The sequence below is a fragment of the Rhodococcus sp. NBC_00294 genome (genome assembly GCF_036163995.1).
GTDB lineage: Bacteria > Actinomycetota > Actinomycetes > Mycobacteriales > Mycobacteriaceae > Rhodococcoides.
The window spans coordinates 1,674,095-1,687,133 of record NZ_CP108043.1 but is presented as its reverse complement, the minus strand read 5'-3'; the positions used below and the strand labels follow the sequence as shown (position 1 = coordinate 1,687,133).

At 64.8% G+C, this 13,039-nt stretch carries 18 protein-coding genes; 5 read left to right on the top strand and 13 right to left on the bottom strand.

The annotated features are described in order from the left end of the window. Positions 1 to 13 precede the first annotated feature (13 nt). Genes rpsQ through rpsJ form a run of 11 tightly spaced genes read right to left on the bottom strand, consistent with a single transcriptional unit; the run spans position 14 to position 5,317 of the window. Positions 14 to 295 (bottom strand): 30S ribosomal protein S17, encoded by a 282-nt coding sequence (gene rpsQ / locus OHB23_RS07990; protein ID WP_027504655.1) that lies wholly within the window; start codon positions 293 to 295, stop codon positions 14 to 16. Beyond that, positions 292 to 537: a 50S ribosomal protein L29 gene (gene rpmC / locus OHB23_RS07985; RefSeq protein WP_027504654.1), complete on the bottom strand. Its 246-nt coding sequence runs from the start codon at positions 535 to 537 to the stop codon at positions 292 to 294. The genes rpsQ and rpmC overlap by 4 nt, the downstream gene beginning before the upstream one ends. Further along, complete coding sequence (gene rplP, locus OHB23_RS07980) at positions 537 to 953, bottom strand: 50S ribosomal protein L16 (protein WP_027504653.1); 417 nt, start codon at positions 951 to 953, stop codon at positions 537 to 539. The genes rpmC and rplP overlap by 1 nt, the downstream gene beginning before the upstream one ends. A gap of 3 nt (positions 954 to 956) precedes the next feature. Beyond that, a complete protein-coding gene (rpsC, locus tag OHB23_RS07975; RefSeq protein WP_027504652.1) occupies positions 957 to 1,760 on the bottom strand; it encodes a 30S ribosomal protein S3 in 804 nt (267 codons plus the stop codon). Next, positions 1,760 to 2,164 (bottom strand): 50S ribosomal protein L22, encoded by a 405-nt coding sequence (gene rplV / locus OHB23_RS07970; RefSeq protein WP_027504651.1) that lies wholly within the window; start codon positions 2,162 to 2,164, stop codon positions 1,760 to 1,762. The genes rpsC and rplV overlap by 1 nt, the downstream gene beginning before the upstream one ends. Beyond that, positions 2,161 to 2,442, bottom strand: a complete 282-nt coding sequence (gene rpsS / locus OHB23_RS07965; protein ID WP_027504650.1) for a 30S ribosomal protein S19 — start codon at positions 2,440 to 2,442, stop codon at positions 2,161 to 2,163. Before rpsS ends, rplV begins: the two co-directional genes overlap by 4 nt. Positions 2,443 to 2,459: 17 nt before the next feature. After that, complete coding sequence (gene rplB / locus OHB23_RS07960) at positions 2,460 to 3,296, bottom strand: 50S ribosomal protein L2 (protein WP_027504649.1); 837 nt, start codon at positions 3,294 to 3,296, stop codon at positions 2,460 to 2,462. 47 nt (positions 3,297 to 3,343) lie between these two features. Further along, positions 3,344 to 3,649 (bottom strand): 50S ribosomal protein L23, encoded by a 306-nt coding sequence (gene rplW / locus OHB23_RS07955; protein WP_027504648.1) that lies wholly within the window; start codon positions 3,647 to 3,649, stop codon positions 3,344 to 3,346. Next, positions 3,646 to 4,335, bottom strand: coding sequence for a 50S ribosomal protein L4 (gene rplD, locus OHB23_RS07950; protein WP_027504647.1), 690 nt, complete (start codon positions 4,333 to 4,335; stop codon positions 3,646 to 3,648). Before rplD ends, rplW begins: the two co-directional genes overlap by 4 nt. After that, entirely contained in the window at positions 4,332 to 4,997 is a 666-nt protein-coding gene (rplC, locus tag OHB23_RS07945; protein ID WP_027504646.1) for a 50S ribosomal protein L3, read from the bottom strand. Before rplC ends, rplD begins: the two co-directional genes overlap by 4 nt. Before the next feature lie 14 nt (positions 4,998 to 5,011). Then, entirely contained in the window at positions 5,012 to 5,317 is a 306-nt protein-coding gene (rpsJ, locus tag OHB23_RS07940) for a 30S ribosomal protein S10 (protein ID WP_003938093.1), read from the bottom strand. Between the two features lie 588 nt (positions 5,318 to 5,905). Here rpsJ and OHB23_RS07935 point away from each other — a divergent pair. Continuing rightward, a complete protein-coding gene (locus tag OHB23_RS07935) occupies positions 5,906 to 6,382 on the top strand; it encodes a hotdog fold domain-containing protein (RefSeq protein WP_027504645.1) in 477 nt (158 codons plus the stop codon). A 117-nt stretch (positions 6,383 to 6,499) separates the two neighbouring features. Here the strand turns inward: OHB23_RS07935 and OHB23_RS07930 are convergent, their stop codons facing one another. After that, positions 6,500 to 7,393 (bottom strand): glycosyltransferase family 2 protein, encoded by an 894-nt coding sequence (locus OHB23_RS07930; protein WP_222649731.1) that lies wholly within the window; start codon positions 7,391 to 7,393, stop codon positions 6,500 to 6,502. A gap of 32 nt (positions 7,394 to 7,425) precedes the next feature. Then, positions 7,426 to 8,484 carry an alpha/beta hydrolase gene (locus OHB23_RS07925; RefSeq protein ID WP_328811245.1) on the bottom strand — a complete coding sequence of 353 codons (1,059 nt, stop codon included), beginning with the start codon at positions 8,482 to 8,484 and terminating at the stop codon, positions 7,426 to 7,428. 163 nt (positions 8,485 to 8,647) lie between these two features. Here OHB23_RS07925 and OHB23_RS07920 point away from each other — a divergent pair, with 163 nt between their 5' ends. The 4 genes from OHB23_RS07920 (at position 8,648) to OHB23_RS07905 (ending at position 12,871) form a co-directional block, all read left to right on the top strand. Continuing rightward, the gene (locus OHB23_RS07920) at positions 8,648 to 10,102 is read left to right on the top strand and encodes a wax ester/triacylglycerol synthase domain-containing protein (RefSeq protein ID WP_328811244.1); all 1,455 of its coding nucleotides are present in this window, start codon (positions 8,648 to 8,650) and stop codon (positions 10,100 to 10,102) included. A gap of 116 nt (positions 10,103 to 10,218) precedes the next feature. Next, positions 10,219 to 11,217 carry an ATP-binding cassette domain-containing protein gene (locus tag OHB23_RS07915; protein WP_285184397.1) on the top strand — a complete coding sequence of 333 codons (999 nt, stop codon included), beginning with the start codon at positions 10,219 to 10,221 and terminating at the stop codon, positions 11,215 to 11,217. Beyond that, entirely contained in the window at positions 11,208 to 12,023 is an 816-nt protein-coding gene (locus tag OHB23_RS07910; protein ID WP_374197830.1) for an ABC transporter permease, read from the top strand. Before OHB23_RS07915 ends, OHB23_RS07910 begins: the two co-directional genes overlap by 10 nt. Continuing rightward, complete coding sequence (locus OHB23_RS07905; RefSeq protein WP_222639575.1) at positions 12,020 to 12,871, top strand: ABC transporter permease; 852 nt, start codon at positions 12,020 to 12,022, stop codon at positions 12,869 to 12,871. The genes OHB23_RS07910 and OHB23_RS07905 overlap by 4 nt, the downstream gene beginning before the upstream one ends. The last annotated feature ends 168 nt before the right edge of the window (positions 12,872 to 13,039 follow it).

Sequence of the window (13,039 nt, the reverse complement as noted above, 5' to 3'; positions counted from 1 at the left end):
GGTGCTGCAGGTCTTACTTGGCCTTCTCGAGGACCTCGACCAGTCGCCAGTGCTTCGTGGCGGACAGGGGACGAGTCTCCATGAGCTGAACGCGGTCGCCGACGCCGGCGACTCCGTTCTCGTCATGGGCCTTGACCTTGGTGGTGCGTCGGATGATCTTGCCGTAGAGGGCGTGCTTCACACGGTCCTCCAGCTCGACGACGATCGTCTTCTGCATCTTGTCGGAGACGACGTATCCGATACGCGTCTTCCGGCTGTTGCGGGTGGTCTCTTCAGTCACTGTTTCCTCGCTCATGCTGCGTCACCTGCCGTGTCCTCGGAAGGTCCGGCGGCAAGCCCGAGCTCGCGCTCGCGCATCACGGTGTAGATGCGCGCGATCTCGTGGCGGACGACTCGCAGCCGACGGTTGTTGTCCAGCTGGCCGGTGGCCATCTGGAAGCGGAGGTTGAACAGCTCCTCCTTCGACTCACGAAGGCGGGTGATCAGTTCTTCGTCGCCGAGCTCGCGGAGCTCGGCAGCCGGGGTACCGGTAGCCATCAGAACTGAACCTCCCTCGTGATGATGCGTGCCTTGATCGGCAGCTTGTGAATCGCGCGCGTCAGTGCTTCACGAGCGATCTGCTCGTCCGGGTAGCTGAGCTCGAAGAGCACGCGGCCGGGCTTGACGTTGGCGACCCACCACTCCGGCGAACCCTTACCGGAACCCATGCGGGTCTCGGCAGGCTTCTTCGTGAGCGGACGGTCCGGGTAGATGTTGATCCAGACCTTGCCACCACGCTTGATGTGGCGGGTGACGGCGATACGGGCTGCCTCGATCTGACGGTTGGTGATGTAGGCGGGCTCGAGAGCCTGGATGCCGTATTCACCGAAGGTCACCTGAGTTCCGCCCTTGGCGGCACCCGAACGCTTGGGGTGGTGCTGCTTGCGGTGCTTGACCCGACGGGGGATCAACATGCGTCAGCCCTCCTTCTGCTCGGTCGTAGCGGGTGCATCAGCGGTTGCTGTCGCTGCGCGGCCGGCCTCGGTGCTGGTCGCCGTGGTGCCCGAGGCACCGCTGCGACGCGGACGAGACGGACGCTCACGACGGGGACGATCGCCTGCCGGAGCAGCGGCGGCGACAGCTTCACGCTTGCCACCGACGATGTCGCCCTTGTAGATCCAGACCTTCACGCCGATGCGACCGAAGGTGGTCTTCGCCTCGTAGAGGCCGTAGTCGATGTCCGCACGCAGCGTGTGCAGCGGAACGCGACCTTCGCGGTAGAACTCGGAACGGCTCATCTCCGCGCCGCCGAGGCGACCGGAGCACTGAACGCGGATGCCCTTGACGTTCGGCTGACGCATGGCCGACTGGATGGCCTTGCGCATCGCACGACGGAAAGCGACACGGTTCGAGAGCTGCTCGGCCACACCCTGTGCGACGAGCTGTGCCTCGGACTCGGCGTTCTTGACCTCGAGGATGTTCAGCTGGACCTGCTTGCCGGTCAGCTTCTCGAGCTCGGAACGGATGCGATCCGCCTCGGCGCCGCGGCGACCGATGACGATGCCCGGACGCGCGGTGTGGATGTCGACGCGAACCCGATCACGGGTGCGCTCGATCTCCACCTTGGCGATGCCGGCGCGCTCCATGCCCGTGGCGAGGAGCTTGCGGATCTGCACGTCTTCCTTGACGTACTCCGCGTACTGCTTGTCTGCGTACCAGCGGGACTTCCAGTCGGTCGTGATGCCGAGGCGGAAGCCGTGCGGGTTGATCTTCTGGCCCACTACTGAGCTCCCTTCCGGCGACCACGTGTCGAGCCGCCGGTCTTGGGCAGGCTCTCCACGATGACCGTGATGTGAGATGTGCGCTTACGAATGCGGAACGCACGACCCTGGGCACGAGGCTGGAAACGCTTGAGGGTCGCGCCCTCGTCGACGAATGCAGCCGAGACGATCAACGTGCTCGGATCGAGATCCAGGTTGTTCTCCGCGTTGGCCGCTGCCGAGGCAACGACCTTGGCGACGGGCTCGCTGGCAGCCTGCGGTGCGAACTTGAGGATGTTCAGGGCATCCTCGACGCTCTTTCCGCGGACCAGGTCCACGACGCGACGGGCCTTCATCGGCGTCACGCGAACGTGCTTGGCCGTGGCCCGGGCGATCGGGTTGTCGGTGGGGGTGAAGTTGGTCATCGCCGCTTCGCCTTCCGGTCGTCCTTGATGTGACCCTTGAAGGTCCTCGTCGGCGCGAATTCACCGAGCTTGTGTCCGACCATCGCATCCGAGACGAACACCGGGACGTGCTTGCGACCGTCGTGGACGGCGAAGGTGTGACCGATGAAGTCGGGGGTGATGGTCGAGCGGCGTGACCAGGTCTTGATGACCTGCTTCGTGCCCTTGTCGTTCTGAACGTCCACCTTTTTCAGGAGGTGGTCGTCGACGAACGGGCCTTTCTTCAGACTGCGTGGCATCTGCTACTCCCTCCTGATTATCGCTTGTTCTTGCCGGTGCGGCGGCGGCGGACGATGAGCTGATCGCTCGGCTTGTTCTTGCGGGTACGGCCTTCCGGCTGTCCCCACGGGCTGACCGGGTGGCGACCACCGGAGGTCTTGCCCTCGCCACCACCGTGCGGGTGGTCGACCGGGTTCATGACGACACCACGGACGGTCGGGCGCTTGCCCTTCCAGCGCATACGGCCGGCCTTGCCCCAGTTGATGTTGGACTGTTCGGCGTTGCCCACCTCGCCGACGGTGGCGCGGCAGCGCACGTCGACTCGACGGATCTCACCGGACGGCATACGCAGCGTGGCGTAGGCGCCTTCCTTACCGAGGAGCTGAGCACCGGCACCGGCGGAGCGAACCATCTTGGCGCCGCCACCCGGACGAAGCTCCACCGCGTGGATGGTGGTACCCGTCGGGATGTTGCGGAGCGGGAGGTTGTTGCCGGGCTTGATGTCGGCCGTGGCACCCGACTCGATGGGCGAACCCTGCGAGATGCCCTTCGGCGCGATGATGTAGCGCTTCTCACCGTCTGCGAAGTGCAGCAGCGCGATGTTGGCGGTGCGGTTGGGGTCGTACTCGATGTGAGCGACCTTGGCCGGCACGCCGTCCTTGTCGTTGCGGCGGAAGTCGATGAGCCGGTAGGCGCGCTTGTGACCGCCACCCTTGTGACGGGTGGTGATGCGGCCGTGTGCGTTGCGGCCACCGCGGCCGTGCAGCGGGCGGATGAGCGACTTCTCCGGTGTCGAGCGCGTGATCTCCGCGAAATCGGAGACACTCGCGCCACGACGACCGGGAGTGGTCGGCTTGTACTTACGAATTGCCATGTTTGTCTCGTCCCTTGATCCTCGAGGACCCTCTGAGCTCCGGCCGCTTACGCGACCGGGCCTCCGAAGATCTCGATGGGCTTGCTGTCGGCCGAGAGGGTCACGAGCGCGCGCTTGGTGCTCTTACGCGTGCCGTAGCCGAATCGGGTCCGCTTGCGCTTGCCCTGCCGGTTGGCGGTGTTCACGCTGGTCACAGTCACGCCGAAGACCTTCTCGACAGCGATCTTGATCTGCGTCTTGTTCGAGTCGGGGTGCACGATGAACGTGTAGGTCCCCTGCTCGATGAGCCCGTACGACTTCTCCGAGATGACCGGGGCCAGCAGGATGTCGCGGGGATCGGCAATGGTGCTCACTTGTCCTCCTCCTGTGAATCCGTTGCTGCCTTGGCCGGTCCTGCGATGAACGTGTTCAGTGCCTCGACACTGAAGATCACGTCGTCTGCCTCGAGGACGTCGTAGGTGTTGAGCTGATCGGGCGCGATGGGGTGAACGCCGTCGAGGTTCTGGACGGACTTCCATGCGGCCAGGTCTGCGCGGCCGATGACCAGCAGGACCTTCTTGCGATCGGTGAGCTCCGCGAGGAACGTGCGAGCACCCTTGGTGGAGGGCACCTGTCCCGCGACGAGCTCGGTGATCACGTGGATGCGCTCGCTGCGCGCCCGGTCGGAGAGAGCACCGCGGAGAGCTGCGGCGATCATCTTCTTGGGGGTGCGCTGGCTGTAATCGCGCGGCTGCGGGCCGTGGACGGTGCCACCGCCGACGAACTGCGGTGCGCGGGTCGAGCCCTGACGTGCGCGGCCGGTGCCCTTCTGGCGGTACGGCTTCTTGCCGCCACCGCGGACCTCGCCACGCGTCTTCGTCGAGTGCGTTCCCTGACGTGCCGCAGCGAGCTGCGCGACGACGACCTGGTGCATCAGCGCGATGTTCGCGGTGCGATCGAAGATCTCGGCGGGGAGATCGACGGTGCCGTTGGTCTTGCCACCGAGCTCCTTGACGTCGAGCGTCAGGTTGGCTTCGGTCTTCTTCTCGAGACTGGTCATGCTCGCGCACCACCCTTCACTGCGCTCTTGACGATCACGACGCCGCCCTTGCGGCCCGGGATCGCACCCTTGATCAGCAGCAGACCGTTCTCGGCATCGACCTTGTGCACCGAGAGGTTCTGCGTGGTGATGCGGTCGCTACCCATGCGGCCCGACATGCGCATGCCCTTGAAGACACGGCCGGGGGTCGCGCAGCCACCGATGGAACCGGGGCGGCGGTGGACAGCCTGCGCACCGTGGCTCGCGCCCTGGCCCTTGAAGCCGTGGCGCTTCATCGTTCCCGCGAAGCCCTTGCCCTTGCTGACTCCGGTGACGTCGACGAAAGCGCCGTCCTCGAACTCGGCTGCGGTGAGCTCCTGGCCAATCTCGTAGCCTGCGGCGTCGGCGACGCGCAGCTCCGCGAGATGGCGGCGAGGCGTGACGCCTGCCTTGGCGAACTGGCCGGTGACCGGCTTGTTCACCTTGCGGGGATCGATGGCACCGAAGGCGACCTGGACGGCGCTGTAGCCGTCGCGCTCCTCGGTACGGATCGCGGTCACGACGTTCGGGTCAGCCTTCACGACGGTGACCGGGACGACGCGGTTGTTCTCGTCGAAGACCTGGGTCATGCCGAGCTTGGTGCCCAGAATGCCCTTGGCCGGACGCTTGATGTTGTCAGTCATGGTTGTCTCCGCGCTCACTGAATGTTGACGTCGACGCTTGCCGGCAGGTCGATGCGCATGAGCGCGTCGACCGTCTTCGGCGTCGGGTCGAGAATGTCGATGAGTCGCTTGTGCGTGCGCATCTCGAAGTGCTCGCGAGAGTCCTTGTACTTGTGCGGCGAACGGATGACGCAGTACACGTTCTTCTCGGTGGGCAACGGCACAGGTCCGACCACGCGTGCCCCGGTGCGGGTCACGGTCTCGACGATCTTGCGCGCGGACGCGTCGATCGCCTCGTGGTCGTAGGCCTTGAGCCTGATGCGGATCTTTTGTCCCGCCACGCTTATGTCCTCTTCCTTGCCCTGGTTAACCGTTGGTCAGGTCTCTCGTCTCCGGATGTCGATCCGGAGAACCCGGCAGTGTGCTGACCCGACGCCGGCATGAAGCCGAGCGCGAGGCGCATCCATGAGGACGAACGTGGCGGACTCTCGCATCCACGCACACGCGTGGCCAGGAGGAATCCGTTGCTGCTGTTCATCTGTCATGGTTCTCCGGTCCACGCGGTCGGGCGTGTCCCATTCCCGCACATGATTCTCCCTCGGCCCGAACTCGACCGGCGGGAGAACGCGGACCGGATGCGCCCATCGTGCCGGCGCAATCACTGCATATCGTTCTCGTCGCATACCTCGACCGCGAGATCACGTCGCAACACGCACGACAGAGATCACCTCGGTCAAGGCAACCCGAACAGTATGACCCACGCCGGGGGTCGAGTTCAAATCGAGGCGGTACCGCGGCCGGAGCGCACGGTCGATCGCAGCGATCCGTGCAGGTTGTACCCATCCGCACGTGATGCAACCAGCGCGGACGACCGGTGAGCGCGCGGATTTACCGCACCCGACCAACTTACCGCCGAGTAATGTGCAGCCATGGCAACGGTCACCAGCACGTACGCGCTCTGGCAGCGACTCCCCGGCGGGATCACCCGCTCCCTGGCGTTCTCCGCGGGAATGTGTGTCCGCGTGCCCTTCTTCGCCACGGTCCTCCCCCGCGTACGGGAGCTCGCCCCCGGGCGGTGCGTGGTCTCCGGGCCCACGTGGTTCGGAGTGCACAACCACCTGGGCACCTTCCACGCCATCGCGGCCTGCAATCTGGCCGAGGTGGCGATGGGGATGCTCGCCGAGGCGACGATCCCCACGACCCACCGGTGGATCCCCAAGGGCATGAACGTCCAGTACCTGGCCCCCGGCAGATCCGGGCTCACCGCCACCGCGCTGCTCGACGATCGGCCGGACTGGGAATCGGTGACCAGCGGCGTGGAACTCGTCATCCCGGTCAGCCTGCGCGACGCCGGCGGCACCGAGGTCGTCCACGCCGACATCACCGTGTGGGTCAGCCCGCGGTGACGTCCGACCGGCCTCCGGCCTGCCCGCGGTGACGTCCGACCGGCCTCCAGCCTGCTCGCGGTGACATCCGACCGGCCTCCGGCCTGCCCGCGGTGACATCCGGTGCTCTGCTGTCGGTCAGCTCCCGGGAGGTGCTTCCGACAGCGCTGCCGGCCGGAACTCCTGGCGACTGACGAGCCGGCGCACCGAGAAGCGCCGCGTGGTCGGATCGTATGCGCGGTAGGGGAACCAGAAGACCGCGTGCGAGAGCCACGTCACAGGCGCGACCAACCAACGCAACGTCCAGTGTCCTCGACCATGGATCTCGAAGCTGGTGATGCCGGCCCGAACGAACGAGGTGTACTGCAAGGGGGGAGTCAACGCTCGCCGAGGAGACACGTCGGCCCACATGTCGGCCGGCTGAATGATCGCGAAACCTGCCTCCCTGAGGCACAAGGCGAAGTCGATGTCCTCGTGTACATCCGCACGCGGGGTGAGTTGGTCCTCGACCGCGTCCCACGCCTCGCGACTGACTGCCATGTTGGCACCGTGCATGTTGGCGATCGTCTTGCCGGTTCCGATGGCTTTCGTGCGCACGAGTACCTCGACCAGCAGCTTCTTCGATCTGCTGAACGGAGAATCGTAAGGAGCGCTGAGCCCCGTCACGCCACCCAACCTCCGAGCCGGATCGGTGGTCTCGAACGCGCGTCGAACGGCGGCGACCCAGTCGGGCGCGATACGCGTGTCCGCGTCGATCCGACCGACGATGTCCGTCGTGGCGGCCCGGAAACCTGCTGCGCGCGAGTGGAAGAGTCCCTTACGGGGCTCGTGCACCAAGCGGATTCGAGGGTCTCGCGCAATGTATGCCTCGACGATCTCGACAGTGCGATCGCTCGACCCGTTGTCGACGACGATCACTTCCGTCACCTCGTCGATCTGGGGCAGCACATGGTCCAGACACGGAGCGATGAAAAGCTCCTCGTTCAGCACGGGCACGACGATCGAGACGGTGGGTCGTCTGTCGGTGTTCACGCTGTCATCACTCCCGTTCTCCGACTGTCTGCTCACTTGTCGAGGCCCAGGGATCCGGCCACCATCGGCCAGGACTCGTGCAGATCGTCCTGCCAGTAGGCCCACGAGTGCGTGCCACCGTTGCGGAAGTTGACAGTTGCCGGAATACCCAGATCGAAGAGCTTTCCGGCGAACGCACGCGTGCAGGAGTCCGTGATGGACTCGATACCGCCGCCGACGAGAACCCTGTTGACCAACGCCGGGACGTCGCCGGCTATGCGCGCACTCGCCAAGGTGTCGTCGAAGCCGGGCAGACCGTTGCCCGTCGACAAGTACAGGGGGGTACCCCGCAGCTTCTCGGCATTGAGAAGCGCGTCGTTGGCGATCCACTCGGGTCCGCCGTCAGGGCCCCACATGTTGGTGGTGTCGCCGCCACCGCGGGCCTCCACCACCAGTTTCACCCACGCACGGCCGAGGTCGTCGGACGTGCTCGCGCAACCACTGAACGACGCCACCGAGGCGTACAGACCGGGGGCGTCGGCCGCGAGCATGAGAACGGCACTGGCTGCCATCGAGATGCCCCCGATCGCTTGGGTACCGGTGGTCCCGAGAGACGAATTGATCACCGGCAGCAACTCTTCCGTCAGGAACGTCTTCCACTTGTTGCGTCCCAGTTCCGGGTCATCTGCGATCCAGTCGGTGTAGTAACTGAATGCTCCGTCCCTCGGAATGACGACATTGACGTTCTTGTCGGCGAAGAAGGATTCGACGTCGGTCTGATCGGGCCAGTTGCTGGAGGGATCCTCTCCGCCACTCGCACCGTTCAGGAGGTAGTACGTCGGTCGGGGCGCGGATGTGTCGGCTGGACGAAAGATCTGCAGCGGGACCACCGTGTCCATCGACGGTGAGTAGACGTCGACGAGGTATCGCAGCCCGCCCACGTGCTCGACATCGACGACGCGTGCTCCGCCAGGCGTCCCGGCGACCACCGCCGGGGAACTCGACGGTCCGTTCTGCGCGCCCGCGACCCCGGCGTTGCCGATGGTCACGAGAGACGCGATGAGAACCCCCGCGATGGACAACCGCGTCGTTCTGGTCAGTTTCGACATCATTTCCCTGTGGTCGTGAGCGCGTGCGTTCATCGGAGTGTAAGGCGCACGACGGCCACCCGTCCTCTCATCCTCCGAGTACCCGTATCTGTCCTCGTTCGAGCCCGCCGTAAAAGGTGTATGGTTTGTTTCGGTTCGGGAAAAAGTCGACAAGCTAGGAGCCGTCGTGTCGAACGGTGCAGGTGGATCGATCGGTGAACCGCTCACCTCGCGGGACGCCTTGAACTATTACTTCGAATCGGCTCGTACGCCGGGCAGCATCGTCCACGGCTACGTGCTCGGAGAAAGACCGCACCGCGGTCACGAAGTCTCGATCGGGGAGGCAGTGTCCTTTGCCGAGTCGGTGACGAGCTTCCACCCGTTGTTCACCCGTCGACTGGTGCCCACTCCCCTCGACCTGACCATGCCGCACTGGGTTTCGTGCGACGTCGACATCGAGCGCCACGTGTTCCTGCATCGGGCCCCCACGGACTCCGGCGGCAGTTACCTCGCGGAGTGTGTCGCGAGGGTCTCGTCCCAGCCTTTCGACTACTCACGACCCACGTGGGAGATCCATTTCGTCACTGGACTGAACGGTGCCGAGGGTGTTCCCGACAATGGCACCGTCATGCTGTTCAAGGTCCACCACTGCGCGATCGACGGTATGGGAACCTCGGCGCTCGCCCACCGCATGCTGGCGCCGTCGGACGCGGATGTCAGCAGATTCCACGACGACGACTTCGTGCGACGGATACGACCGATACCCACGACAACGGCGGCAGTGGCGCGACTACCGCGGGAGCTGGCTGTCTTCGCGAAGGCGGTGGTGGTGCGCCACAGAGCACAGCGGAGAGCTGAGCTCGAGGGCTTGATCCCGTCGCGCTCCACCACGACGTTCCCGGCCACCAGATTCAATCGACGGGTCACGCCGGACATGACCTTCGGCTACTTCGTCGCCGATGTCGACGATCTGCGGACAGTGCGCTCCGCTGTCCCCGGTGCCACCGTGAACGACGTGCTGCTGTCGGTCGTCGGTCTCGGTCTGTCGTCCTACCTAGCCACTGTCGACGAAACACCTGACGAGACACTCGGCGTCTCCTTCCCGGTCAACGTGCGCTCCGGAAGCGGGTCCACCACGGCGAATCAGCTGGCGTTCGCCGTGGTGTCCATGCACACCCACATACCGGACCCATTGGACCGTGTCCGTGCCGTCGCCTCGTCGACGTCACGGGCGAAGTCCGAAGTCACCACGAGGGTGGGAGCCCTGCCACCGAACGCGGCGTCGGTGGCGCCGGCGGTGTTCCAGCGCATCGCGGCGCGTCTGCAACCGTCCGCGCCTCCTGACCCTGTTCGAGTGAGTATGAACACCATGGTCAGCAATATCCCGTACGGTGCAGCGCCGATGGAGGTGTGTGGTGCACCGGTCACCGGAGTCTTCGCGCCTCTGCCCACCGTCGACGGCGTCAACCTGGCCCATGTCGCCGTCAGTCACGGCTCGCGGATGATCGTCACCGTGTCTTCCCACGTCCAGTTGCTACCGGACCCGGAACGCTACGTCGAATGCCTTCGCGCAGCCCTCGACACATTGCTCGACGCGGCGCAGGGTTTCCGGCGAACACCCATGCTCCCTGCTACCGGCTGAGGTACGCGGAGTCACGATGTCCTGAAGGGACAGCGAGTGCGCCGGGTAACGTTCGAACCGCTGACGAAGATGTCATAGTCAGTGATCGACACCCGAGCGCCGACAATGGAGATCGAATGCCGCAAGTGGACACCGCCGTATCCGTGGAGGACGTACACAAGTCCTTCGGATCGGTCAATGCCCTCCAAGGCATCAATTTCTCCGTCCCCGAAGGTTCGATCCTCGGCATACTCGGCCCCAACGGCGCCGGTAAGACCACCATGGTGAAGATCTTGTCCACTCTGACCCGCATCGACAGCGGGCGAGCGATGGTGGCCGGTCACGACGTGTCTCGCGACCCGGCGGCAGTCCGTCGGTCCATTCTCATGACCGGTCAGTACGCGGCGCTCGACGATTCGCTGACCGGTCGCGAGAACCTCCACCTGTTCGGCCGCCTCATGGGCCTCACGCGCAGGTCAGCGCGTAGCCGTGCCGTGGACCTGCTCGTGGACTTCGACCTCGAGGACGCCGCGGACCGTCGGGTCTCCGAGTACTCGGGGGGCATGCGCCGACGGATCGACATCGCGTGCGGACTCGTCGTGAGGCCCAAGGTCGTGTTCCTCGACGAGCCCACCACCGGCCTGGATCCCCGCAGCCGCAAAGCTGTGTGGTCTCTCGTGTCGTCGCTGCGCGACCAGGGAATCACGACGTTGCTCACCACTCAGTATCTCGAAGAGGCGGACCTGTTGAGCGATGACATCATCGTCATCGACACCGGCCGCGTCATCGCCCAGGGAAGCGCCGATCAGCTCAAGAGTCGCATCGGAGCGAAGACGGTCGAGATCACACTGGACAGCGTCGCCGACCTCGACAGCGCTGTCCGCTCGTTCCAGGGGCTCAATCCGACGATCGCGGCGGCCAATTCTTCCGACGCTCCGGTCGTGTCCCTGCCCGCCGACGACGGGCCGACCGTCTTGAGCGAAGCGCTTCGTCGACTCGAGATCGCTGGGATCGCCGTCGAGGACATCGCATTCCGTAAACCCTCCCTCGACGACGTCTTCCTCTCACTCACCGGTACCGGCGCGTCCGAGACCACCCAACAGCCTCCTGTCGAACATCAGGCGGGATCTCGGTGACCGGCGTCCTGTCTGCGCGCGACGAGACGCGCGCGTCTCATCGCGCGGTGGAGCCCACGGCGTTCAACCAGTGGGCGAGTCTCTCCGAGCGCAACCTGCGGCACATGGTCAAATCCGGACATCTTCTGGTCGCGATCATTGCTCCCGCGGTCTACACCGCTGGGTTCTACCTGCCGCTCAAATTCGTCATGCAGCTTCAGGGCATCGATTACGCCCAATTCCTCATGCCGATCATCTGCTTGCAGACAATGGCTTTCACCGCGATCTCCGCCGCACAGCGCGCCGCGATGGAGGGCACCTCGGGAATGACCTCGCGTCTACAGACGATGCCCATCAAACTCTGGGTACCGCTCCTCGCGCGGTCCACGGCGAACTTCGTCCACGCTTTCGTGTCACTGGTGGCAGCAATCCTCTACGGCACGCTCATCGGCTTCCGTTTCTCGGGCGGCCTCGCATCCGCGGCGGCGTTCTTCGCCTTCGCGCTCCTCGTCGGATTCGCACTGTCGACGGGTGGCGACGCCATCGGATCGCTGTCGCGCAGCCCAGAGGCCACCAGCCAGGCCCTGACGCTGCCGCAATTGATTCTGGGCATGTTGTCGTCCGGGTTCGTTCCCGAAACAGGCTTTCCGGAGTGGATCAGGCCGTTCGTACGCAACCAACCCATATCCATCTTCGCCGGCGCGATGCGCGACCTCGCCGACACGGGTGTGGTGTGGGCGACCTTGCTGCCCGCCGTGATCTGGGCTCTTGGTCTGATCGCCGTACTGATTCCTCTGGCAGTGTGGGCGAGCGTGAGACGGTCATGACGGACGCGAGAACGACCGATTCGGCACTGACCCTCCGCCATCTTCCGGAACCCGACGCTGCCCCCAGCGAACGCAGCATTGCGGCGTTGCTGCTGCAGAGCGGTCTTCACTGCGGACGCCTCCTGACACGCTGGCGGCGTGATCCGGGCACGATCATCCAGGCGGTCATCTATCCGGTGCTCTTCCTGCTCATGCTGCGTACGGTGCTGGGAAATTCTGTGACACAGGCCACTGGAGTCGACGCCATTTTCGGCACCGTTCCCTTGATCGCTCTCGTCGCCGCCATGAGCGGTTCTCTCGCCAGCGCCATCGGACTGCGACGCGAGCGCAAGGCCGGTCTCCTGGGACGTTTCTACACTTTGCCGACACATCGAGCCGCGGGCCTGGTCGGACGCCTGATGGCCGAGGCGCTTCGCGTCGTACTGACGACCTGCCTCATCTACGCAGTGGGATTCGCTCTCGGCTTCCGGTTCGATCAAGGAATTGCTGCCGGAATTCTCTCGATGGGTGTTCCGCTCATGTTCGGAACTGCGTTCGCGGTGTTCGTCACCTTCCTGGCCATCTCGTCGAGCACGCTCCCCCTCGTGGAAGTGGTCGGAATGACGTTCACCATATTGATGTTCTTCAATTCCGGCTTCGTGCCCACCAATGCTTATCCACCGTCCCTTCGGCCGGTCGTGGAGCACAATCCGATATCGACGTCGGTCGACACCATGAAGGCGCTGACACTCGGCGGCCCACTGCAGTCTCCCGCGATCCAGAGTGTGGTATTCGCCGTAGCGCTGCTCGTGCTGTTCCTCGGACCTGCAATTCGCGGCTATCGAAAGGCCGCAGGGAGCCCCACCTGACTCGGCACGTCTGATGTGATGTGTGTCACTTTTTTCACGAGCTGGACGTTTTTTTCGAGCCGGTTCTCGTGGTCTGCGACCGGTGAAGCGCGGGTTCACGACTCGTCGGACACCCGGACGGCCTCTTTCCGGTGACCGGCACCGGACCCGCGATCGTGTCGCGGCCTC